We start from the raw sequence: 23,676 nt of genomic DNA on the forward strand, positions 1-23,676 counted from the left end.
GCCGCCGATCCCGGACGGCCTGCCGGAGCGGAGGGCAGTCTGCCGTCCAGCGCACTGCGGGCACACGCCGGTCACGGCCCGCCGGCCCGGGGGCGTCCGCAGGGCCGCGTGCATCGCCCGCTCTCCTGGCCGACCCGCCGTTTTCCGGGGAGACGGCGGGCCTCAGCGGGTGGCCCGGTCGCCCAGCCACTGCCGGCACACGCGGTCCGCCGCACGCCGAACCGGGCGGCGGACCGCCATGCCTCCGTGCGACCCGCCCCGGCCCGCACCTCCCAGCCGCGCGCCGCGCGCCCCTCAGCGCACCGCTGCCACCCTGAACCGGATCCCCGCCTCCTGAAGGCGGCCGATCAGGGCGTCGCCCATCGCCACCGCCGTCGTGACCTGGCCCGACGTCGGGGGCAGGTCGTCGAAGGCCAGGGACAGCGCGCTCTCCGCGAGCATCTTCGCGGTCTCGTCGTAGCCCGGGTCGCCGCCCGAGACCTCCGTGTACACCCGGCGGCCGCCACCCTCGCCGACGAAGCGGACCGTGAACCAGCTGCGCGCCCGCTTCTCGGGGCTCGGACCGTCGCCCGGCTCGAGGCGGGCTGACAGGGCACGGCGCAGCGGCGGGACCTGGGCCGCCGCGACCAGCGTGCCCACCGCGGCCACCCCGCCCAGGGCGACCGGCAGGCTGCGCACCGCCGCGTAGTGGCGGTAGCGGAAGTCCGGGCCGTAGCGGGCCAGCGCCTTCGCCGAGCGGCGCACGATCTGGCCGTCGATCGTCGGCAGGGGCAGCGCCCAGGCGTCCACCTCGGGCGCGTAGCGCGGGGCGCCCGCGGGGCGGAGACGCGGCGGCCACGAGCCGCGGCTCGTGCCGCCGGCGGTCCCGCGCGGCGGCCCGCAGCGCGCCCGGACGGGCGAACTGGTTCAGCGCCGAGGCGAACGTGCCGCCCGAGAAGGCCGCGTCGGCGGTGACGTACCCGTCGACCGTCAGCGGCACGTCCTCCGGCAGCTGCCGCACCGTGAAGTACGCGCCCAGGTCGTGCGGCACCGAGTCGAAGCCGCAGGCGTGCACCAGCCGCGCCCCCGTCTCCCGCGCGCGGGCGTCGTGGCGGACGTACATCAGGTCCACGAACTCCGGCTCACCCGTCAGGTCGACGTAGTCCGCGCCGGTGTCCGCGCAGGCGGCGACGAGTTCCTCGCCGTACTCCACATAGGGCCCCACCGTGGTGGCGACCACCCGCGCCTGCTCGGCGAGGGCGCGGGTCGTGGCCGGTTCGGACACGTCGGCCCGCAGCATCCCCACCTTCTCGCCGCCGGGCAGCCGCTCCCGCAGTGCCTCCAGCTTCCGCTCGTTGCGGCCCGCGACGGCCCAGCGCAGGCCCTCCGGCGCATGGGCGGCCAGATACTCCGCGGTCAGCGTCCCGGCGAAACCGGTCGCTCCGAAGAGCACGATGTCGTACGGACGGTCCGTCCTGCTCAGCCTGCTCATGACACCCCTTGGTCGTGCAGCCGCGCCGCTGTCGGTGGCCGAGGCTAGCGTGAGGGGTGCGGAGCCCGACGACGAGCCCGGAGGAAAGCGATGGCGGTGCCACGGAACGTCCTGCGCAAGCGGGAGAAAGTGCGCGACTGGGCGCTGCGCCTGCCGGGCGCCGTCGAGGAGCACCCCTGGGGCGAGACGGTCGCGAAGGTCGACCGGAAGGTGTTCGTCTTCCTCGGCGTGGACGACGGCAGTCACCCGCTCGGGGTCACGGTGAAGCTGACGGACGAGACGGCGCACGCCCACGCGCTGGCCTGCCCGGGCGCCGAGCCCGCCGGGTACGGCCTGGGCAAGGCCGGCTGGGTGCGCGTCCCGCTGGAGCCCGCGGGCGCCCCGCCGGCGGAGCTGCTGTGCGACTGGGTCGAGGAGAGCTACCGCACGGTCGCCACGAAGCGGCGAATGGCCGAGCTGGACGCCCGGACGGCGGAGCGGGCGGCCGAGCGGACGGCCCGCTGAGAGGCCCGGAGCGGGGTCGCCGCGGGGCCGCCTCCCGGCCGGCGGAGGCCGCGGGACCGTCCCTGGCCGCGGATGGCTGCCCGGTCACGGATGCCGCCACTCGACCGCGGGAGCCGCCCCGGCCCACGCGGCACGCCGCCGGCGGCCGATGGCCGCCCCAGCCGGCGGATGGCCGTCGCCCGGCCTGCGGAAGGCCGCCCCGGCCCGCCGGACGGCCGCCCTCAAGGCCCGCCGGACCGCCGGTCCCGGACCCGCACCCCGCCCACGGTCACCGGCGCCTCCCCTTGTGCCAGGTCCGCGACCTTCTTAACATCGCAGGTGTTACACCAACAGTGTCACAGCCGATGGGGGCTCGATGACGGAGGCGACGGCGCCGAGCGACGGCCCGCTCACCGGCGTGCGCGTGGTCGAGCTGGCCGGGATCGGCCCGGGCCCCTTCGCGGCCATGCTCCTCGCCGACCTGGGCGCCGACGTCGTACGCGTCGACCGCCCCGGCGGCCCCGGACTCGGCATCGACCCGGCCCGGGACATCACCAACCGCAACAAGCGTTCGGCGGTCGTCGATCTCAAGACCGCCGACGGCGTGAAGCACGTCCTCGACCTCGCCGGGCGCGCGGACATCCTCATCGAGGGTTACCGCCCCGGCGTCGCCGAGCGGCTCGGCGTCGGTCCCGAGGACTGCCGGGCGCGCAACCCCCGCCTGGTGTACGGCCGGATGACCGGCTGGGGTCAGGAGGGCCCCCTCGCTGACCGCGCCGGACACGACATCGGCTACATCGCCGTCACCGGCGCCCTCGGCATGACCGGCGAGCCCGGCCGGCCCCCGGTCGCCCCCGCCAACCTCCTCGGCGACTACGCCGGCGGCTCCCTCTACCTGGTCGTGGGCGTCCTCGCCGCCCTGCACCACGCGCGCGCCACCGGCGCCGGACAGGTCGTCGACGCCGCCATCGTGGACGGCACCGCCCACCTCACCTCGATGATCCACGGCATGCTCGCCGCCGGCGCCTGGCAGGACCGCCGCGGCGCCAACCTCCTCGACGGCGGCTGCCCCTACTACGGCACCTACGAGACCGCCGACGGCGGACACATGGCCGTCGGCGCGCTGGAGCCCCGGTTCTACGCGGAGTTCCTGCGCCTGCTGGACCTCACGGAACTCGCGGGGGCGCACGCCGACGTCACCCGCTGGCCCGAGCTGCGCGCCAAGGCCGCCGAGCGGTTCGCCTCCCGCACCCGTGACGACTGGACGGCCGTCTTCGAGGGCACCGACGCGTGCGTGGCGCCGGTGCTGTCCCTGCGCGAGGCCCCGCACCACCCGCACCTCGCCGCCCGCTCCACCTTCACCGACCACGCGGGCATCACCCAGCCCGCACCCGCGCCGCGGTTCTCCGCGACGCCCGCCACCGTGCGCACCGGGCCCGCCCGGCCGGGCGCCGACACCGAGGACGTGGCCCGAGACTGGGGCGTACCCGGCCTGGTGTCCCCGCCCTCGAACCCTCAGCGAAAGGCCTCCTCGTGAGCACCGAAGCGTATGTGTACGACGCGATCCGCACCCCGCGCGGACGCGGCAAGGCCAACGGCGCCCTGCACGGCACCAAGCCCATCGACCTGGTCGTCGGACTCATCCACGAGATCCGCGACCGCTTCCCCGGACTCGACCCGGCCGCCGTCGACGACATCGTCCTCGGCGTCGTCGGCCCGGTCGGCGACCAGGGCTCCGACATCGCCCGCGTCGCCGCCATCGCCGCGGGCCTGCCCGACACGGTGGCCGGCGTCCAGGAGAACCGCTTCTGCGCCTCCGGCCTGGAAGCCGTCAACCTGGCCGCGATGAAGGTCCGTTCGGGCTGGGAGGACCTCGTCCTCGCCGGCGGCGTGGAGTCCATGTCCCGCGTGCCGATGGCCTCCGACGGCGGCGCCTGGTTCAACGACCCGATGACCAACCTCGAGGTCAACTTCGTGCCGCAGGGCATCGGCGCCGACCTCATCGCCACCATCGAGGGCTTTTCCCGCCGCGACGTCGACGAGTACGCCGCCCTCTCCCAGGAGCGCGCCGCGGCCGCCTGGAAGGAGAACCGGTTCGGGCGGTCCGTCGTCCCGGTGAAGGACCGCAGCGGCCTCGTCGTCCTCGACCACGACGAGCACCTGCGCCCCGGCACGACCGCCGACTCCCTCGCCAAGCTCAAGCCGTCCTTCGCGGACATCGGCGAACTGGGCGGCTTCGACGCCGTCGCGCTCCAGCAGTACCACTGGGTCGAGAAGATCGACCACGTCCACCACGCGGGGAACTCCTCCGGCATCGTGGACGGCGCCGCCCTCGTCGCGGTCGGCACCAAGGAGGTCGGCGAGCGCTACGGCCTCACCCCGCGCGCCCGCATCGTCTCCGCCGCCGTCTCCGGCTCCGAGCCGACCATCATGCTCACCGGCCCCGCGCCCGCCACCCGCAAGGCGCTCGCCAAGGCCGGGCTGACCATCGACGACATCGACCTCGTGGAGATCAACGAGGCGTTCGCCGCGGTTGTGCTGCGCTTCGTGAAGGACATGGGCCTGTCGCTCGACAAGGTCAACGTCAACGGCGGCGCCATCGCCCTGGGCCACCCCCTCGGCGCGACCGGCGCGATGATCCTCGGCACCCTCGTCGACGAACTGGAGCGCCAGGACAAGCGCTACGGACTCGCCACGCTCTGCGTCGGCGGCGGCATGGGCATCGCCACCATCGTCGAGCGCATCTGACCCCCTCCCGACGGATCACCTGGAGCACACCCTCATGAGCAGCGAGTCCACCACCATCCGCTGGGAGCAGGACGACACCGGCGTCGTCACCCTCGTCCTCGACGACCCCAACCAGTCCGCGAACACCGTCAACAAGGCGTTCCGCGACTCCTTCGCCGCGATCACCGACCGCCTGGAGGCGGAGAAGGACTCCATCCGCGGCGTCATCCTCACCTCCGCCAAGAAGACCTTCTTCGCCGGCGGCGACCTGCGCGACCTGATCCGCGTCACCCCCGACACCGCGCAGGACCTGTTCGACGGCGGCCTGGCCTTCAAGCGCCAGCTGCGCCGCATGGAGACCCTCGGCAAGCCGGTCGTCGCCGCCCTCAACGGCGCTGCCCTCGGCGGCGGTTACGAGATCGCCCTGGCCTGCCACCACCGCATCGCCCTCGACGCCCCCGGCTCCAAGATCGGCTGCCCCGAGGTCACCCTCGGCCTGCTGCCCGGAGGCGGCGGCGTCGTCCGCACCGTGCGCCTGCTCGGCATCACCGACGCGCTGCTGAAGGTGCTCCTCCAGGGCACCCAGTACAGCCCGCGCCGCGCCCTGGAGAACGGTCTGGTCGACGAGGTCGCCGAGACACCCGAGGAGATGCTCGCCAAGGCCCGCGCCTTCATCGACGCCCACCCCGAGTCCGCGCAGCCCTGGGACCGCCCCGGCTACCGCATCCCGGGCGGCACCCCGTCGAACCCGAAGTTCGCCGCCAACCTGCCCGCGTTCCCGGCCAGCCTGCGCAAGCAGACCGGCGGCGCCCCCTACCCGGCCCCGCGCAACATCATGGCCGCCGCCGTCGAGGGCGCCCAGGTCGACTTCGACACCGCGCAGGTCATCGAGGCCCGCTACTTCGTGGAGCTGGCCGCCGGCCAGACGTCGAAGAACATGATCCAGGCGTTCTTCTTCGACCTCCAGGCCGTCAACTCCGGCGCCGGCCGTCCCAAGGACGTGCCCGCCCGCAAGGTCACCAAGGTCGCCGTCCTCGGCGCCGGCATGATGGGCGCCGGCATCGCCTACTCCTGCGCCCGCGCCGGCATCGACGTCGTCCTCAAGGACGTCTCCCTCGAGGCCGCGCTCAAGGGCAAGGGCTACTCCGAGAAGCTGTGCGCCAAGGCCGTCTCCCGGGGCCGCACCACGCAGGAGAAGGCCGACGCGCTCCTCGCCCGGATCACGCCCACCGCCGAGGCCGCCGACCTCGCCGGCTGCGACGCGGTCATCGAGGCCGTCTTCGAGGACACCTCCCTCAAGCACAAGGTGTTCCAGGAGGTGCAGAACGTCGTCGAGCCCGACGCGCTGCTCTGCTCCAACACCTCCACCCTGCCCATCACCGCCCTCGCCGAGGGCGTGGAGCGGCAGGAGGACTTCATCGGGCTGCACTTCTTCTCGCCCGTCGACAAGATGCCGCTCGTCGAGATCATCAAGGGCGAGCGCACCGGCGAGGAGGCCCTCGCGCGCGCCTTCGACCTGGTCCGCCAGATCAAGAAGACCCCGATCGTGGTCAACGACTCCCGCGGCTTCTTCACCTCCCGGGTCATCGGCCACTTCATCAACGAGGGCGTGGCGATGGTCGGCGAGGGCATCGAGCCCGCGTCGGTCGAGCAGGCGGCGGCCCAGGCGGGCTACCCGGCGAAGGTGCTCTCCCTGATGGACGAGCTGACCCTCACCCTGCCGCGCAAGATCCGCCGCGAGACGCAGCGGGCCGTCGAGGAGGCGGGCGGCACCTGGACCCCGCACCCGGCCGAGGCGGTCGTGGACCGCATGGTCGACGAGTTCGGCCGCCCCGGACGCTCCGGCGGCGCCGGCTTCTACGACTACGACGAGAACGGCAGGCGTGGCCTGCTGTGGCCGGGGCTGCGCGAGCACTTCACCAAGCCCGGGCACACCATCCCGTTCCGCGACATGCAGGAGCGGATGCTGTTCTCCGAGGCGCTGGACACCGTCCGGCTCCTGGAGGAGGGCGTGCTGACCTCCGTCGCCGACGCCAACATCGGCTCCATCCTCGGCATCGGCTTCCCGGGCTGGACCGGCGGCGTCCTGCAGTACATCAACGGCTACGACGGCGGCGCCGGGGGAGAGACCGGCCTGCCCGGCTTCGTCGCCCGCGCCCGCGAGCTGGCCGAGCGCTACGGCGACCGCTTCACCCCGCCCGCCCTGCTGGTGGAGAAGGCGGACAAGGGCGAGGTCTTCACCGACGCCCGCTGATCCGACGCCCGCTGATCCGACGTTCGCTGACCCGGCGGCGGTGGCCCGGCGGGAGGTGGCTCGGCGGGCGGCGGCTCAGCCGTCCTCGTCGAGCCACTCCCGCAGCTCCTCCTTCAGCGACCGCTGAAACGTGGTGAGCAGTGCCTGCACCACCAGCGGATGCATCCGTGCGGACAAGGACCGCCGGTCGTGCGGGTCCTTGTCCGCCACCGCGTCACGCAGCAGCCGCGACAGCTCGCGGGCGGCCGCGCGGGAGTGCTCGGTGAGCACCGCGCGGGCGGCCAGCACCGACTCGTGCGACAGCGGCACGTCCAGCAGCTCCACCCCGAGCCGCAGCAGCCCGGCGTCCACCTTGAACAGTTCCCCGCCCGGCTCGCCGATCCGCTCCACGACGTCCATCGCCGCGAGCCGCTTCAGCTCCTCCTCGCCCAGCGCGCGCCCCGCCCGGCGCTCCAGCTCCGCCCGGGACACCGTCTCCACCGTGTTGGGTGCCCAGGACGCGACCACCGCCCGCTGCACGGCCAGGTCCCGCACGCTGAGGTCCGGCGGCAGCTGCGCAAGATAGCGCTCGATCGCGGCCAGGGTCATGCCCCGGCTCTGCAGCTCCTCGATCAGTTCCAGGCGCGCCAGGTGCTCCCTGCCGTAGCGGCCGACCCGCCGGGGACCGAGCACCGGGGGCGGCAGCAGGCCCTTCGTGCCGTAGAAGCGGACCGTGCGCACGGTGACCCCGGCCCGGGCCGCCAGCTCGTCGATCGTCAGGGCCTCGGTCTCGGTCGTCATGTGCAGCAGTATCGCTGTCCCACCGCCGCTGTGACACCTCTGCTGTCAATCCGGTCCCGGGGTGAGGGGAGTGTGAAGAGACCCACGGTGTGACGCAGGCCATCGCATACGCACCCGCACATCCGGAAAGGTGCCCCGTCGGTCCGTGCCGTGATCACAGCGCGCAGGCCGAGAGCAATCCGGACAGCCGGGCGCGAGATCCGCCCGTGCGCACCAGAGAGTGGAACCACGCGTGAGCAAGGACGCCGTCACCACGGCAACGGCCGCACCCCCCACCGCGGCCGCGACGCCCGCCGACGCGGGCGACGCCGGCTACAGCAAGGACCTCAAGGCCCGCCACATCAACATGATCGCCATCGGCGGCGCGATCGGCACCGGCCTCTTCCTGGGCGCCGGAGGACGCCTGCGCGACGCGGGCCCCGCCCTGGCGCTGGCCTACCTGGTCTGCGGCGTCTTCGCCTTCTTCGTCGTCCGCGCCCTCGGCGAGCTGGTCCTGTACCGCCCGTCGTCCGGCTCCTTCGTGTCGTACGCGCGCGAGTTCCTCGGCGAGAAGGGCGCCTACGTCGCCGGCTGGATGTACTTCCTGAACTGGTCGACCACCGGCATCGCCGACATCACCGCGATCGCGCTCTACACGCACTACTGGAGCGCGTTCACCGACATCCCGCAGTGGGTGCTGGCGCTGATCGCCCTCGCGGTCGTGCTGGCGGTGAACCTGATCTCGGTGAAGATCTTCGGCGAGATGGAGTTCTGGTTCGCGATCGTCAAGGTCGCCACCCTCGTCGCCTTCATGCTGGTCGGAATCTTCCTGCTCGCCACCCAGCACGAGGTGGGCGGCGGCACGCCGGGCCTGAGCATGATCACCGACCACGGGGGCGTCCTCCCGCACGGCGTGCTGCCGGTCGTCCTGGTGATGCAGGGCGTGATCTTCGCCTACGCGGCGCTGGAGCTCGTCGGCGTCGCCGCGGGCGAGACCGCCGAGCCGGAGAAGGTCGTCCCGCGCGCGGTGAACTCCATCATGTGGCGCGTCGGCCTCTTCTACGTCGGCTCCGTCGTCCTGCTGGCGCTGCTGCTGCCGGGCTCGATGTACTCGGCGGGGGAGAGCCCCTTCGTCACCGTGCTGTCGAAGATCGGCGTCCCGGCCGCGGGCGACGTGATGAACCTGGTCGTCCTCACGGCCGCCATGTCGTCCCTGAACTCCGGCCTCTACTCCACCGGCCGCATCCTGCGCTCCATGGCGTCGGCGGGCTCCGCGCCCAAGTTCACCGCCCGTATGAACCGCAGCCAGGTGCCCTACGGCGGCATCCTCCTGACCTGCGCGGTGTGCGTGCTCGGCGTCGGCCTCAACTTCCTCGTGCCGGCCCAGGCCTTCGAGATCGTGCTGAACGTCGCCTCGCTCGGCATCGTCAGCACCTGGGTGATCATCATGATCTGTCACCTGGTGTTCGTCCGCCGCGCCCGCGCCGGCCTCGTCACCCGGCCGTCGTTCCGGCTGCCCGGCAGCCCGGTCACCGAGATCGCGACCATCGCCTTCCTGCTGTCCGTCCTCGTCCTGATGTGGAACGACCCCGAGGTGGGCCGCAAGACGCTGCTGCTCGTCCCGGTCATCGCGGTGGCGCTGGTCGCCGGCTGGTACGGCGGCGTCCGCCGCAAGGTCGCGGCCGGGCGGTAAAGGGGTGGCGGCGTTGTCGGTGCCCGCCGGTACGGTGCCGCCATGGACGGGATCACGTACGTGCGGGGGGACGCCACCGTTCCGGCGGTGAAGGGCGTCAAGATCATCGCCCATGTGTGCAACGACATCGGCGGGTGGGGCAAGGGCTTCGTCCTCGCCCTGTCCCGCCGGTGGCCCGAGCCGGAGGCGGCGTACCGCGCCTGGCACCGCGGCCGCGCCGCCAACGACTTCGGCCTGGGCGCGGTGCAGCTCGTCCGGGCCGAGCGGTACGTGTGGGTGGCCAACATGGTCGGCCAGCGCGGCGTCCGCACCGGCAGCAAGGGCGCCCCCGTCCGCTACGAGGCCATCGACACGGCCCTGGCCCGCCTCGCCGGGCCCGCCCTGGAACTCGGCGCGTCGGTCCACATGCCCCGCATCGGCTGCGGCCTCGCCGGCGGCACGTGGCCCCGCGTCGAGCCGCTCGTCGAGAACCGCCTGGTCCGGCGGGGGATACCGGTCACGGTGTACGACCACGACTGACGCCCCCTTCGGTCCCACGGGCCGTCAGACGCCCTCTTCTGCACCGGAGTTCACCGGGGTACCGTCCGGCGCATGCCGATACGCACGCGCCCCACGACCTGGAGAACGCTCGCGACGGCGGCCACCGCCGCCCTGACGGCCACCCTGCTCACCCCCGCCGCGGCCGACGCCGCCCCCCGGGAGAGCCGCCCCGTCCACTCCTACGCCGACGCCATTCGCGAGGCCGTCTGGGTGGACACCGGCCTCGACGAGGACCGTGACGGACGCACCGACCGGGTCGCCGTCGACATCGTCCGGCCCCGCGAGGCCGCCCGCCAGGGCCGCAAGGTCCCCGTGATCATGGATGCCAGCCCGTACTACTCCTGCTGCGGGCGGGGCAACGAGAGCCAGACCAAGACCTACGACGAACACGGCGACATCGTGCGGATGCCGCTGTTCTACGACAACTGGTTCGTGCCGCGCGGCTACGCCGTCGTCGGCGTCGACCTCGCCGGCACCAGCCGCTCCGACGGCTGCGTCGACGTCGGCGGCCGCTCCGACATCCAGTCCGCCAAGGCGGTCGTCGACTGGCTGAACGGCCGCGCGAAGGCGTACTCCGACCGCACCGGCGGCGAACGGGTGCGCGCCGACTGGACCGACGGCAGCACCGGCATGATCGGCAAGAGCTGGGACGGCACCATCGCCAACGGCGTCGCCGCCACCGGCGTCAAGGGACTGAAGACCATCGTCCCCATCGCCGCCATCTCCACCTGGTACGACTACTACTTCTCCCAAGGCGCCCCGCTCTACGACTCAGGACCCGACTGGCTCGCCGGCTACGTCCAGACGCCCGAGGCCCGCGAGCACTGCACGGAGGTCGCCCGCGAGCTCGTCGACGGAGCCCCGCGCACCGGCGACCGCACCCCGCTGTGGACCGAACGCGACTACGTCCGCACCGCGAAGAAGGTCCGCGCCAGCGTCTTCCTCGTGCACGGCATGCAGGACCTCAACGTCCGTATGCGGCACGTCGGTCCCTGGTGGGACGCCCTCGGGAAGAACGGCGTACGGCGCAAGATCTGGCTGTCCCAGACCGGCCACGTCGACCCCTTCGACTTCCGCCGCGCGGCGTGGGTGAGCACCCTGCAGCGCTGGTTCGACCACGAGCTCAAGGGCATCGACAACGGCATCGACCGTGAACCGGTCGCCGACATCGAACGCGCGCCCGACCAGTGGGTCACCTCCACCGCCTGGCCCCCGCGCGGCACGAGCACCGCGACCCTGCGCCCCGCACGCGGCGCCCAGGACGGCGTCGGCACGCTCGGCCTGCGCCCGGACCAGGGCACCACGGCCTTCACCGACGACCCCGCGCTGGACGAGACCGACTGGGCGACCCGGATCGACACCCCGACCCCGGAGAAGGCGGGCTTCGTCACCCGCCCGCTCACCCGCGACCTGCGCCTCGCCGGCTCCTCCCGGGTGACCGTCGCCGTCACGCCCAGCACCCCGACGGCCCATCTCTCCGCCGTCCTGGTGGACCTCGGCCCCGACACCATCCGCGACTACGCCGCCTCCGGGGAAGGCATCGTCACCCTGTCGGAGCGCACCTGCTGGGGACCGAGCACCGAGGGCGACAGCTCCTGCTACCGGGAGACCCGCGCGAAGACCGCCGACGTCGGCCACACCGTCGTCAGCCGCGGCTGGGCCGACCTCGGCGAACACGCAGGCACCGGCCGGGGCGAACCGCTCGTCCCCGGCAAGCGCTACACCCTCACCGTCGACCTGGCCGCCACCGACCACGTCGTCCCCCGCGGCCACCGGCTCGCGCTGATCGTCGCCGGCACCGACCGCGGCCTGATCGACCCGCCGGCCGACACCCCGACGCTCACCCTCGACCTGGCCCGCACCTCGGCCCGGGTCCCGTTCGTCGGCGGGACCGCCGCGTTCGCCCGCGCCACCTCCGGACCGCCCGTCACGACCGCGCGCACCGCACCGGACGGCGTCCGCCCGCCCGCCGCCACCGCCCGCCGAGTCCCGGGGGAGACCCGATGAAACGACGCGCCGCGCTCCTCACCGCCACCGCTCTCACGAGCCTCGCCGCCACCCTGGTCACCGCCCCTGCCGCCGGGGCGCACGGCACCGCCGCCCCGCCGCGCACCGGCTTCGAACTCAGCCACGGCGCCCGCTGGACCACCCAGCCCGAGGAACAGCGCCTCCTGGAGACCATCGACCGCGCGAGCGGCCGCGTCCACGTCACCCGCATCGGCACCACCGCCCAGAACCGCCCCCTGCGGCTCGTCCGCATCGGCGCCGCACGCACCCCGAACAAGGTCCTCCTGGTGTGCAGCCAGCACGGCAACGAACCCTCCGGGCGGGAGGCGTGCCTCACCACGGTCCGCGACCTGGCGTACGCCGAGGACAAGGAGACGAAGCGGTTCCTCGACCGGACCACGGTGCTCGTCGTCCCCACCGCCAACCCCGACGGGCGGGCCGCCGACACCCGGGGCAACAGCGACGGCATCGACATCAACCGTGACCACGTCGCCCTGAAGACCGCCGAGGGCCGCGCGCTGGCCGCCGTGATCCGCGACGAGCGCCCCGACGTCATCTACGACCTGCACGAGTACGGCGCCACCCCGCCGTACTACGACAAGGACCTGTTCGACCTGTGGCCGCGCAACCTCAACACCGACCCCGCCGTCCACGACGTCGCCCGCTCCCTGTCCGAGGACCACGTGCGCCCCGCCGCAGGCGCCGCCGGGTACTCCACCGGCACCTACGGCATCTGGACCGACCCCGTCACCGGCGACCCGATCCGGCAGACCGCCGGCGACGGCCAGGAACGCATCCTGCGCAACCTCTCCGGGATCAAGCACGCCGTCGGCCTGCTCATCGAGAGCCGCGTCGACCCGCTCACCGACGCCGAGAAGGCCGACGAGGCGCTGAACAACCGGCGCAGGGTCGACTCCCACCTCGCCGCCCTGAACGGCCTGATCCGTTTCTCCTCGGAGCGGCGCGGGACGGTCGAGGCGGTCACCGCGAAGGCCCGCGCCGCCGGGTACGCGGACCGCGGCCCGGTGTACCTCGCAGGCGCCGACAACGAGACGCCCGAACCCTCCGAGGTGCTCGCCGACCCGCCCTGCGGCTACCGCCTCACCGCAGGTCAGTACGCGGACGTGGGGGACGAGCTGGCCCTGCACGGCGTACGCGTCCAGAAGAGCGGAAACGGCGTGTTCGTCCCCCTGCGGCAGTCACTGCGGGCGCTCGTCCCACTGCTCCTGGACGGCCGCGCCACGTACCACCTGGCCGAAGGAGAGGCGATCGCGTCCTGTCGATGAGGTGAGTTTTGCGCCATCGGTGGTATGGGCGTATCGGGAGGAGGGCTCTCCGCCCGAAGCTTCGGACGAAAGGTGCCGCCTGTGACGCAGGACCACCCAAGCGACAAGGACACCACGGCAGGCCCGCTGCCCGGCTCCGAAGCGGGCCTGCCCGGCCAGGACAAGCCCCGCACCGACTGGGTGGTCTTCGGCGTCACCGCCGTGCTCACCCTGGCCTTCGTCGTGTGGGGAGCCGTCTGGACGGACTCGCTGGAGGACGTCTCCACCAGCCTGCTGAGCGGACTGATGCACAACGGCGGCTGGGGCTTCGTCCTGGCCGCCTCGGGCTTCGTGGTCTTCGCGCTGTGGCTGGCCGCCAGCCGCTACGGCCGGATCACGCTGGGCGCCGAGGGCGAGGAGCCGGAGTTCCGGACCGTGTCCTGGGTGGCCATGATGTTCAGCGCCGGCATGGGCATCGGCCTGATGTTCTGGGGCGTGAGCGAGCCGCTCGCGCACTTCGACACCCCGCCGCCCGGCACCGCCCCCGAGGACTCGGGCGACCGGATGGCGACGGCCATGGCCACCACGCTGTTCCACTGGACGCTCCACCCGTGGGCCATCTACGCCGTGGTCGGCCTCGCCATCGCCTACAGCACCTTCCGGCGCCGCCGCCGGCAGACCGTCAGCGCCGTGTTCACCCCGCTCATCGGCGAGAAGCACGCCAACGGCGCCGGCGGCCGGGTCATCGACGTCCTCGCCATCATCGCGACCGTCTTCGGCTCGGCGGCCTCCCTCGGCCTGGGTGCGCTGCAGATCGGCTCCGGCATCGAGAAGCTCAACTGGCTGGAGAAGGTCGGCACCGGCCTGCTGGTCTCCATCATCGCCGTGCTGACCGTGGCGTTCGTGGCGTCCGCGGTGTCCGGCGTGGAGAAGGGCATCCAGTGGCTGTCCAACACCAACATGGTGCTGGCGCTGATCCTCGCCGTGTTCGTCTTCGTCGCCGGCCCCACCGTCCTCGTTCTCGACCTGCTGCCGACCTCCGTCTTCTCCTACCTCGGCGACCTGCCCGAGATGGCCGGCCGCACCGACATCAGCGGCGGCGAGGGCGTCGCCGACTGGCTGGGCAGCTGGACCGTCTTCTACTGGGCGTGGTGGATCTCCTGGACGCCGTTCGTCGGCATGTTCATCGCCCGCATCAGCCGCGGCCGGACCATCCGTCAGTTCATCGGCGGCGTCATCCTCGTGCCCAGCGCCGTCAGCCTCGTCTGGTTCGCCATCTTCGGCGGCTCGGCGATGCGCCTCCAGGAGCAGAACCGGCTCGGCGACGAGACCACCCCCGAGGGCCGGCTCTTCGCCGTCCTCCAGGAGTTCCCCGTCGCCACCGCCACCAGCCTGCTGGTGATGGTCCTCGTCGGCATCTTCTTCGTCTCGGGCGCCGACGCGGCCTCCGTCGTGATGGGCACCCTGTCGCAGAAGGGCTCCCTCGAACCCAGCCGCTGGGCCGTGGTCTTCTGGGGCGTGGTCACCGGTGCGGTGGCGGCCATCATGCTACTGGTCGGCAGCGGCCAGGGCGACGCCCTGACCGGTCTGCAGAACCTCACCATCCTCGCCGCGGCGCCGTTCGTCGTCGTCATGATCTTCATGTGCGTGGCGCTGATGCGCGACCTGCGCCACGACCCGCTCATCGTCCGCAACAAGATGGGCAACGAGGCCGTCGAACTCGCGGTCATCGAGGGCCACAAGAAGTACGACGGCGAGTTCGAGCTGCGCGTCGGACCCGGCCGCGGACCGGACGTGGAGGGCGACCCCATCGGCAAGCACTGACCCCCCGGCGAGGGACATGCCGTGACGCGGGGCGGGCGCCCGACGCCCGCCCCGCCCCTCACTCCGAGGCCAGCTCCGCCGCCTCCCGGGCGCACCCCCAGGCCACGGTGACGCCCCCGCCGCCGTGGCCGTAGTTGTGCACCAGCACCCGCCCGTCGGGCAGCCGGGTGCGCTCAAGACGCACCGCGTCCCGGGCGGGCCGCAGCCCCACCCGGTGCTCCAGCACACGGGCCTTCCCGATCTCCGGGCGCAGCGCCGCGCAGCGCCGCACGATCGCCTCCGCCGTCGCCGGGTCCGGCCGGTCGGACCACACGTCCTCCTCGGCCGTGCCGCCCAGCAGCAGCCGCCCCGGCTGCGGGAAGAAGTACGCCATCGACCCGTCCGCGCCCTCGGTGACCATCCAGGTGCGGATCCCCGGGTTCTCCACGACCACCAGCTGTCCCCGCACCGGCCGCACCGCCGGGTCCGGCACCAGCTCCCGCGCCGCCAGGCCCGTGCAGTTCACCACCACCGGCGCGTCGGCCTCCGCGAGATCCGCGACCGCGCGCGTCTCCACCGTGCCGCCCGCCGCCGTCAACCGGTCCCGCAGATAGGGCAGATGCGCCGGCATGTCGATCAGCGGCAGCCGCGCCCACAGCCCCCACCCGCCCGGGTACTCCGCCTCCGTCGCCGGACGCAGCCCCGGCAGCCGCGCGGCGGCCCACCCCCCGACCTCGTCCATCGGCGTCTCGCCCAGTACCCCCTCGACCATCCGTACGCCCGTCGCCTCCGGGCGCAGCGCCATCTCCTCGTACACGCCGAGGGACTCCAGCGCCCACGCCTGCGCGGCCTCCGGGGGATCGATGCGGTAGGGCCACCACAGGGCGCCCGCGACCGCCGAGGTGGTCGCCCCGACCGGGTCCCGCGTCCACAGCCGCACCCGTACGCCCCGCTCGGCGAGGACCACCGCCGTGGTCAGCCCGGTCACCCCGCCGCCGACCACCACGACACCGTTGTCCGTTTCGCTTCCCATCCGGCGGACGGTAGCGGATGTCCGTCCGTGTGCTCGGGGCCGCCCCCGGCTGGGAATACTCACGGCATGTCTGCCGAGTACACGACCTTCGGCCTGGCGCCGGCGACCCGCCCCGGGGGGCTCCTCGCCGGCGGCGACTTCCAAGTGCACCGCGACTTCGTCGACTTCGTCGTCGACGGACGCCCGCTGCTGTACCGCCTGTCCGACCTGGACGCCGTCTCCCCGCTCGCCTCCGACGTGCCGCCGTCCCTCTTCACGGCCCAGGTCCGCAGCCTGCTGCTGGAGACGGGCGCGCCCCTGCCCGACGGCCGGTACGTCGTCTACGGCTGCCCCGAGTGCGAGGACCTCGCCTGCGGCGCCGTGACCGCCGTCATCGAGCGGGACGGGGAGGACGTCATCTGGCGGGACTTCGCCTGGCAGACCGGCGACCGGGCCGACCTGGAGCGCGACGGCTACCACGGGATGGGCCCGTTCCGTTTCCGTGGCGACGAGTACCGCGCGGCCCTGACCGCCCTCCTGGAGGGCGACCTCCCCGGCAGCCGCCGCCGCGTCCTGCTCATCGGCGCCCGCGTGGCCCTGCTCGCCCGGCTGGCCGCCGCCCTGCGCACCATCGGCATCGGCGCCGACATCACCCAGAGCGCCGACGGCGTCCCCGCCGACGAACTCCGCTCCTACGGTGCCGTGCTGTTCGCCCGCTCGGTCCCCGCGCGGGAGCGCGACACCGTACGCCGTGCGCTGGCCGGCGCGGGCGCGGACGTGCCCTGCGTCGACGCGCTCGCGCCCGTCGTCCCGCTCCTCGTCGCGCAGACCGAACAGGCCCTGGAGGCGGGCCGGGACGACCACCGGCGGCTGACGGACCTCACCGTGGCGGACGGCGCCGCCGAGATCTCGGTGGTGTCCGCCTGCCGCGTCCGGATCACCGCGCACCGCGTCGACCGCCTCTCCCGCGCCCGCAGCCGGGACCTCTTCGACGCGGTCCTCGAATCCGGCCGGCACCGCGTCCCGCTGGACCCGCCCGCGGTGAAGGGCGAGGCGTACCTGGTGGCCCGTACCGCCGGAACGGTGCTGGTCACCGCCGTCCGCCCCTGAGCCTTCGCGGTACCGCCGAGGCTCTAGGATCGGCGGTCTGATGACTGCCACCCTCGTCGCCAAGAACCTCACCGCCGGACACGGCGACCGCTCCCTGTTCGCCGGACTCGACCTCGTCGTCGCGCCCGGCGACGTGATCGGCCTCGTCGGGGCCAACGGCGCCGGCAAGTCCACGCTGCTGCGCCTGCTCGCCGGGCTCGCCGCGCCCGAGGAGGGCGAGCTGCGCCTCTCCCCGCCCACCGCCACCGTCGGCCACCTCCCGCAGGAGCCGGAGCGGCGGCCCGGCGAGACCGTGCGCGCCTTCCTCGCCCGCCGCACCGGCGTCGCCGAGGCCCAGCACACCATGGACGAGGCGACCCAGGGTTTGGTCGACGGCGCACCCGGCGCGGACGACGCCTACGCCACCGCCCTCGAACGCTGGCTCGCGCTGGGCGGCGCCGACCTCGACGAGCGCGCCGAGGAGGTCACCGCCACGCTCGGCCTGGACGTCGGTCTCGACCAGGAGATGACCGCACTCTCCGGCGGCCAGGCGGCCCGCGCCGGACTCGCCTCCCTGCTGCTGTCCCGCTACGACGTCTTCCTGCTCGACGAGCCCACCAACGACCTCGACCTGGACGGCCTGGAACGCCTGGAGCGGTTCGTGAGCGGCCTGCGCGCCGGCACGGTCGTCGTCAGCCACGACCGCGAGTTCCTCTCCCGCACCGTCACCAAGGTTCTCGAACTCGACCTGCCCCAGCGGCAGATCAACCTCTACGGCGGCGGCTACGACGCCTATCTGGAGGAGCGCGAGGTGGCCCGCCGTCACGCGCGCGACGAGTTCGAGGAGTACGCCGACAAGCGGGCCGCCCTCCAGGACCGGGCGCAGATGCAGCGCTCCTGGATGGACAAGGGCGTGAAGAACGCGCGCCGCAAGGCGGGGAACGACAACGACAAGATCGGCCGCAAGTTCCGCAGCGAGGCCAGCGAGAAGCAGGCCGCGAAGGCACGTCAGACGCAGCGCATGATGGAGCGTCTGGAGGTCGTCGAGGAGCCGCGCAAGGAGTGGGAGCTGCGCATGGAGATCGCGGCAGCCCCGCGCTCCGGCGCCGTGGTCGCGGGCCTGCGGGACGCCGTCGTACGCCGGGGCGGCTTCACGCTCGGCCCGGTGACCCTCCAGATCGACTGGGCCGACCGGGTCGCGGTGACCGGCGCGAACGGCGCGGGCAAGTCCACCCTGCTCGACGCCCTGCTGGGCCGCGTGCCGCTCGACACGGGTCACGCCGCCCTGGGCTCGGGTGTGCTGCTGGGGGAGGTCGACCAGGCCCGCGCGCTGTTCCACGGCCCGGAGACGCTGCTGGACGCGTTCCGTCCCTCGGTGCCCGACCTGGAACCGGCGGACATCCGCACGCTCCTCGCCAAGTTCGGCCTGAAGGCGGAGCACGTGCTGCGTCCCGCGGCGACCCTGTCACCGGGGGAGCGCACCCGCGCCGCCCTCGCGCTGCTCCAGGGCCGGGGCGTGAACCTTCTCGTCCTGGACGAGCCGACCAACCATCTCGACCTGCCCGCCATCGAGCAGCTGGAGTCCGCCCTCGACGCCTACGAGGGCACGCTGCTGCTGGTCACCCACGACCGCCGCATGCTGGACGCGGTCCATGTGACCCGCCGTCTGCACGTCACCGGCGGCACGGTCACCGAACTCTGAGCACGGTCACCGAACCCGAGCGCGGTCCCGGGCACCCGCACGGGGACCCGGGACCGCGCTCCACCGCTCAGCGGCGGCCGCTCTTCGGGTCCACCAGACCCGCGCGGCGCAGGGCGTCCGCCATCGCGCTGTTGGCCGGGGCCGGCGCCTGACGCGTACGGCCGCCGCCGTTGCCGCCGCGCCGCCGCGCGCCTGGCGCTGCTGCGGAGGACGCCCGCCGCGCTGCCGGCGCTCGCCGCCCTCCTGCCCGCCCTGCGGGGCGGCCTCGTCGTCCAGACGCAGCGTCAGCGAGATCCGCTTGCGCGGGATGTCGACGTCGAGCACCTTCACCTTGACGATGTCGCCCGGCTTCACCAGGTCCCGCGGGTCCTTGACGAACGTCTTCGACATCGCGGACACGTGCACCAGGCCGTCCTGGTGGACGCCGACGTCGACGAACGCGCCGAACGCGGCCACGTTCGTCACCACGCCCTCCAGGATCATCCCGGAGGACAGGTCGGAGATCTTCTCCACGCCCTCCTTGAAGGCGGCCGTCCTGAACGCCGGACGCGGGTCACGGCCCGGCTTCTCCAGCTCCTTCAGGATGTCCGACACGGTCGGCAGACCGAAGGTGTCGTCCACGAAGTCCTGCGGGCGCAGCGAGCGCAGCACCGCCGTGTTGCCGATGAGCGAGGCCACCTCCTGCCCGGCGGTCTTCACCATCCGCCGCACCACCGGGTACGCCTCGGGGTGCACGCTGGACGCGTCCAGCGGGTCGTCGCCGCCGCGGATCCGCAGGAAGCCCGCGCACTGCTCGTACGCCTTCGGGCCCAGGCGGGCCACCTTCTTCAGCTCGGAGCGGCTCTTGAACGGCCCGTTGGAGTCGCGGTGCGCCACGATGTTCTCCGCGAGTCCGGAGGAGATGCCGGAGACCCGGGCGAGCAGTGGGGCGGACGCGGTGTTGACGTCCACGCCGACGCCGTTCACACAGTCCTCGACGACCGCGTCCAGCGAGCGCGACAGCTTCACCTCGGACAGGTCGTGCTGGTACTGGCCGACGCCGATCGACTTCGGGTCGATCTTCACCAGCTCCGCCAGCGGGTCCTGGAGGCGGCGCGCGATGGACACCGCGCCGCGCAGCGACACGTCCATGTCCGGCAGCTCCTGCGAGGCGAACGCGGACGCCGAGTACACGGAGGCGCCCGCCTCGGACACCATCACCTTCGTCAGCTTCAGCTCGGGGTGCTTGGCGATGAGTTCACCGGCGAGCTTGTCGGTCTCGCGGGACGCCGTGCCGTTGCCGATGGCGATCAGCTCGACCGCGTGCTCCTTCGCGAGCCGGGCCAGCTTGGCGATCGCCTCGTCCCAGCGGTTCGCCGGGACGTGCGGGTGGATCACGTCCGTGGCGACGACCTTGCCGGTCGCGTCGACCACGGCGACCTTCACGCCCGTGCGGAAACCGGGGTCCAGGCCGAGCGTCGCGCGCGTGCCGGCCGGGGCGGCCAGCAGCAGGTCGCGCAGGTTGGCGGCGAACACCCGCACCGCCTCGTCCTCGGCGGCGGTGCGCAGCCGCAGACGCAGGTCGATGCCCAGGTGCACCAGGATGCGCGTGCGCCAGGCCCAGCGGACCGTGTCCAGCAGCCACTTGTCGCCCGGGCGGCCCCGGTCGGCGATCCCGAACCGGTGGGCGACGATGCCCTCGTACGAGGAGGGGCCGTCGGTGGGCTCCTCCGGCTCCAGGACGAGATCGAGGACCTCCTCCTTCTCGCCGCGCAGCATCGCCAGCACCCGGTGCGAGGGCAGCTCCGTGAACGGCTCGGAGAAGTCGAAGTAGTCGGCGAACTTGGCGCCCGCCTCCTCCTTGCCCTCCCGCACCTTCGCCGCGAGACGTCCGCGCACCCACATGCGCTCGCGCAGCTCGCCGATCAGGTCGGCGTCCTCGGAGAAACGCTCGGTGAGGACGGCGCGTGCGCCGTCCAGCGCGGCCTGCGGATCGGCGACGCCCTTCTCCGCGTCCACGAACGCGGCGGCCGCGGCGAGGGGATCGACACCGGGATCGGCGAGCAGCCCCTCCGCCAGCGGCTCCAGACCCGCCTCGCGGGCGATCTGCGCCTTGGTGCGCCGCTTGGGCTTGAACGGCAGGTAGATGTCCTCCAGGCGCGCCTTGGTCTCCGCGCCCCGGATGCGGGCCTCGAGCTCCTCGGTGAGCTTGCCCTGCTCACGCACCGAGTCGAGGATCGCCGTGCGGCGCTCCTCCAGTTCCCGCAGATAGCGCAGCCGCTCCTCGATCGTGCGCAGCTGCGCGTCGTCGAGCGTCTCGGTCGCTTCCTTGCGGTAGCGGGCGATGAAGGGCACCGTCGAACCGCCGTCGAGCAGTTCCACGGCGGCTCTGACCTGCCGCTCCCGTACGCCGAGTTCCTCGGCGATCCTGCCTTCGATGGACCCTGCGAGGGGTGTCGTCACGTTCCCGTACCGCCTTCTCCACTGAGGTTGCGCGGCAATTGTGGCAGGTGACGACGACAATCGGGGATCAGGGCGGCGACGCGCCCCGAGACCCCCCGGGCGGACTCAGGCGCGATGCCCGCGCGCGGTGGAGGACGCGCCGCCGAACAGCCGGGCGAGCGCCCGGAACGGCAGGGTCACGACGGTGGCGACGGCGCCGCCGATCTGGCGCAGGACGTCTGCGATGGCACGGAACACGTGGCTACCCCTTTCGTCGTCCGACCCGTACGGCCGGACTCCCTGCGGGTACCTCGTGCACGCTTCAACATGCACCCGATGCGGCTGCGTCCTCGGGAGTGGACAGATTCCAGGTGAACCGCGGCGCCCTGCGCTCCAGGAACGCCGTCACGCCCTCCTCGGTGTCGTCGCTCGCGGCAGCGGTCTTGTGCCAGTGGTCGTCGCGGTCCGTGCGGCCGTCCGCGAACTCCTTCGCCGCCGCCTGCGTCAGCAGGGAGCGGGACGCCAGGGTCCGGGTGAACTCGGCGACCCGCGCGTCCAGCCCGCCCGTCGGCAGCACCTCGTCCACCAGCCCCGTGCCCAGCGCCCGCTCGGTGCCGATCAGCTCGCCCGAGAAGAGGAGGTATTTGGCGGTCGCCGGGCCCACCAGCGACACCAGCCGCCGGGTCGCGGAGGACGGGTAGACGATGCCGAGCTTCGCCGGGGTCACCCCGAACCGGGCGCCCTCCTCCGCGAACCGCAGGTCGCAGGCGGCCGCGAGCTGCGCCCCGCCGCCCACGCAGTGGCCGCGCACCGCGGCCAGGGTCGGCTTGGGGAAGGCCGCGAGGGCCTCCTCGGCGGCCACGGCCAGCCGCTGCGCCTCGAGCGGCGAGCCCTGGAGCGTGGAGATGTCCGCCCCTGCGCAGAAGGTGCCGCCGTCGCCGGTGAGTACCAGCGCCCGCACGGCGGGGTCGTCCGTCAGCGCGCCGAGCAGCGGGGGCAGGGCCGCCCACATCGCGGCGGTCATCGCGTTGCGCTTCGCGGGATGACGGATGACGACCGTCGCGACCGAGTCGGTGACGCTGTGCAGCAGCTGCGGCTCCTCCATGCGCCGGATGCTATCCGCCCCGGTCACGGCCCCGGACGGCGGCCCGGGACCCGGCGTCACGACCGCCGGTTACGACCGCCGGGGGAGGGGGACACGGGGGAGCGGGAGCGTCGGGAAGGGGGGCCAGACCCGGGAGGCAGCCATGACCAGGTCCACCGGAGCCGCGGGATCGCGGGCCGACACGGCGAAGCTGAACCGCGGCTTCGGCATGCTCGCCGTGCTCGGGGTGATCCTCGTCGTCGCCGGGGTGATCGGCCTCATCTACACGGCCGCCGCCACGCTCACCACGATGCTGCTCTTCGGCTGGCTGCTGCTGGTCGGAGGCCTCATCGGGCTGCTGCACGCGGTGCAGGCGCGGCAGACGAGCTTCTTCTGGCTGGGCCTCGTCGTCGCCGCCCTGAACATCGCGGCCGGAGTGGTGATCATCAAGACGCCGGAGGCCGCGGCCGAGGCGCTGACGATGTTCGCGGCGCTGCTGTTCCTGACGGGCGGGGTGTTCCGCCTGGTCGGCAGCCTGGTGGTGCGCGGCCCGCAGTTCGGCTGGACGCTGGTGCAGGGCGCCTTCGGGCTGCTCCTCGGCATCCTCGTGCTCGCCACCTGGCCGAGCAGCAGCCAGTACGTCATCGGCACGTTCTTCTCACTGTCCCTGCTGTTCGACGGGCTGGGGCTGATCGCCACCGGCTACGGCGGCCGCCGCGTCGTCGGCATGGTGGCCGGGAAGTAGCGGGCGCCGGAAACGGGAACCGGCCCCGGAACGGCACAGACCGGACCCGAACGGTCCCGTTCCCGCCCGAGCCGGGCGGGAACGGTCGGAACCGCTCGATATCCGCTGACTTGTGTTCAGCGCGGAAGGGCGGAGGCGATCGGTCCCAACACTCGACGTGTGGTGACAATCGAGCGTGAGGGTGGCGACCCGCTGCCGTACGAAGGTGTCTGGCGGTTCACCGCCCCTGCCGTGGACGCCTCGGTGCCACAGGCCCGGCACGCCGTGCGGGACCTGCTGCTGCGGCAGGGGGTGCCGGTCGCGGACGAGGTGGTGCAGGGGCTGCTGCTGATCGTCTCCGAGCTGGTCACCAACGCGGTCAGACACGCGGCGCTGCTGTCCCCGATGCTCGCCGTCGAGGTCGCGGTGGGCGCGGAGTGGATCCGGGTGTCCGTGGAGGACAACCACCCCTACCGCCCCACCGCCCTGGAGAACGACTACGGCCGCACCGGCGGCCGGGGACTGCTCCTGGTGCGCGAGATCACGCGCGAGGCCGGCGGGGTCTGCGAGGTGGAGCACACCTCCACCGGCGGCAAGGTGATCTGGGCGGCCCTGCCCCTCAAGCCCGCGCAGACCTGCTGA

The 23,676-nt window shown here is 73.2% G+C and carries 17 protein-coding genes and 2 pseudogenes; 13 read left to right on the forward strand and 6 right to left on the reverse strand.

Annotation, left to right across the window (positions count from 1 at the left end):
• Positions 1–294 precede the first annotated feature (294 nt).
• Positions 295–1,471 (reverse strand): annotated as a pseudogene (locus AY578_RS28715) (saccharopine dehydrogenase family protein).
• A gap of 90 nt (positions 1,472–1,561) precedes the next feature.
• Between AY578_RS28715 and AY578_RS28720 the strand changes: the two are divergent.
• The 4 genes from AY578_RS28720 (at position 1,562) to AY578_RS28735 (ending at position 6,935) form a co-directional block, all read left to right on the forward strand.
• The gene (locus AY578_RS28720; RefSeq protein WP_258906067.1) at positions 1,562–1,975 is read left to right on the forward strand and encodes an MmcQ/YjbR family DNA-binding protein; all 414 of its coding nucleotides are present in this window, start codon (positions 1,562–1,564) and stop codon (positions 1,973–1,975) included.
• 355 nt (positions 1,976–2,330) lie between these two features.
• Complete coding sequence (locus AY578_RS28725) at positions 2,331–3,491, forward strand: CaiB/BaiF CoA transferase family protein (protein ID WP_136239849.1); 1,161 nt, start codon at positions 2,331–2,333, stop codon at positions 3,489–3,491.
• Positions 3,488–4,702 (forward strand): acetyl-CoA C-acetyltransferase, encoded by a 1,215-nt coding sequence (locus AY578_RS28730; RefSeq protein WP_019524980.1) that lies wholly within the window; start codon positions 3,488–3,490, stop codon positions 4,700–4,702. Before AY578_RS28725 ends, AY578_RS28730 begins: the two co-directional genes overlap by 4 nt.
• Positions 4,703–4,736: 34 nt before the next feature.
• Positions 4,737–6,935, forward strand: coding sequence for a 3-hydroxyacyl-CoA dehydrogenase NAD-binding domain-containing protein (locus AY578_RS28735; protein ID WP_019524979.1), 2,199 nt, complete (start codon positions 4,737–4,739; stop codon positions 6,933–6,935).
• A gap of 75 nt (positions 6,936–7,010) precedes the next feature.
• Here the strand turns inward: AY578_RS28735 and AY578_RS28740 are convergent, their stop codons facing one another.
• Entirely contained in the window at positions 7,011–7,715 is a 705-nt protein-coding gene (locus tag AY578_RS28740) for a MerR family transcriptional regulator (protein ID WP_019524978.1), read from the reverse strand.
• A 232-nt stretch (positions 7,716–7,947) separates the two neighbouring features.
• On the opposite strand from AY578_RS28740, the gene AY578_RS28745 reads away from it, so the two are divergent.
• From AY578_RS28745 to AY578_RS28765, 5 genes are all read left to right on the forward strand, one after another.
• Positions 7,948–9,387 carry an amino acid permease gene (locus AY578_RS28745; protein ID WP_019524977.1) on the forward strand — a complete coding sequence of 480 codons (1,440 nt, stop codon included), beginning with the start codon at positions 7,948–7,950 and terminating at the stop codon, positions 9,385–9,387.
• Positions 9,388–9,429: 42 nt separating this feature from the next.
• On the forward strand, positions 9,430–9,906 hold the full coding sequence (locus tag AY578_RS28750; RefSeq protein ID WP_136239847.1) for a macro domain-containing protein: 477 nt from the start codon (positions 9,430–9,432) through the stop codon (positions 9,904–9,906).
• 72 nt (positions 9,907–9,978) lie between these two features.
• Positions 9,979–11,934 carry a Xaa-Pro dipeptidyl-peptidase gene (locus AY578_RS28755; protein ID WP_136239846.1) on the forward strand — a complete coding sequence of 652 codons (1,956 nt, stop codon included), beginning with the start codon at positions 9,979–9,981 and terminating at the stop codon, positions 11,932–11,934.
• Positions 11,931–13,220, forward strand: a complete 1,290-nt coding sequence (locus AY578_RS28760) for a M14 family metallopeptidase (RefSeq protein ID WP_019524974.1) — start codon at positions 11,931–11,933, stop codon at positions 13,218–13,220. Before AY578_RS28755 ends, AY578_RS28760 begins: the two co-directional genes overlap by 4 nt.
• Before the next feature lie 81 nt (positions 13,221–13,301).
• Positions 13,302–15,023: a BCCT family transporter gene (locus AY578_RS28765; protein ID WP_019524973.1), complete on the forward strand. Its 1,722-nt coding sequence runs from the start codon at positions 13,302–13,304 to the stop codon at positions 15,021–15,023.
• 58 nt (positions 15,024–15,081) lie between these two features.
• Here the strand turns inward: AY578_RS28765 and AY578_RS28770 are convergent, their stop codons facing one another.
• Entirely contained in the window at positions 15,082–16,035 is a 954-nt protein-coding gene (locus tag AY578_RS28770) for an FAD-dependent oxidoreductase (RefSeq protein ID WP_136239844.1), read from the reverse strand.
• A gap of 66 nt (positions 16,036–16,101) precedes the next feature.
• Here AY578_RS28770 and AY578_RS28775 point away from each other — a divergent pair, with 66 nt between their 5' ends.
• Together AY578_RS28775 and AY578_RS28780 are read left to right on the forward strand one after the other, a co-directional pair.
• Positions 16,102–17,124 (forward strand): hypothetical protein, encoded by a 1,023-nt coding sequence (locus AY578_RS28775; protein WP_028961042.1) that lies wholly within the window; start codon positions 16,102–16,104, stop codon positions 17,122–17,124.
• A gap of 40 nt (positions 17,125–17,164) precedes the next feature.
• Entirely contained in the window at positions 17,165–18,805 is a 1,641-nt protein-coding gene (locus AY578_RS28780) for an ABC-F family ATP-binding cassette domain-containing protein (protein WP_258906078.1), read from the forward strand.
• A gap of 67 nt (positions 18,806–18,872) precedes the next feature.
• Here AY578_RS28780 and AY578_RS28785 read toward each other — a convergent pair.
• The 3 genes and pseudogenes from AY578_RS28785 to AY578_RS28795 form a co-directional block, all read right to left on the reverse strand.
• Positions 18,873–21,247, reverse strand: a pseudogene (locus AY578_RS28785) (Tex family protein).
• A gap of 105 nt (positions 21,248–21,352) precedes the next feature.
• Positions 21,353–21,484 (reverse strand): LPFR motif small protein, encoded by a 132-nt coding sequence (locus tag AY578_RS28790; protein ID WP_004980301.1) that lies wholly within the window; start codon positions 21,482–21,484, stop codon positions 21,353–21,355.
• Positions 21,485–21,548: 64 nt separating this feature from the next.
• The gene (locus tag AY578_RS28795; protein WP_215048391.1) at positions 21,549–22,331 is read right to left on the reverse strand and encodes an enoyl-CoA hydratase/isomerase family protein; all 783 of its coding nucleotides are present in this window, start codon (positions 22,329–22,331) and stop codon (positions 21,549–21,551) included.
• A 142-nt stretch (positions 22,332–22,473) separates the two neighbouring features.
• On the opposite strand from AY578_RS28795, the gene AY578_RS28800 reads away from it, so the two are divergent.
• Both AY578_RS28800 and AY578_RS28805 read left to right on the forward strand, forming a co-directional pair.
• Positions 22,474–23,055 (forward strand): HdeD family acid-resistance protein, encoded by a 582-nt coding sequence (locus AY578_RS28800; RefSeq protein ID WP_161232514.1) that lies wholly within the window; start codon positions 22,474–22,476, stop codon positions 23,053–23,055.
• Positions 23,056–23,214: 159 nt separating this feature from the next.
• On the forward strand, positions 23,215–23,676 hold the full coding sequence (locus AY578_RS28805; protein ID WP_136239838.1) for an ATP-binding protein: 462 nt from the start codon (positions 23,215–23,217) through the stop codon (positions 23,674–23,676).

Source organism: Streptomyces thermocarboxydus, from assembly GCF_024760485.1.
In the GTDB taxonomy this organism is placed as follows: domain Bacteria; phylum Actinomycetota; class Actinomycetes; order Streptomycetales; family Streptomycetaceae; genus Streptomyces; species Streptomyces cellulosae.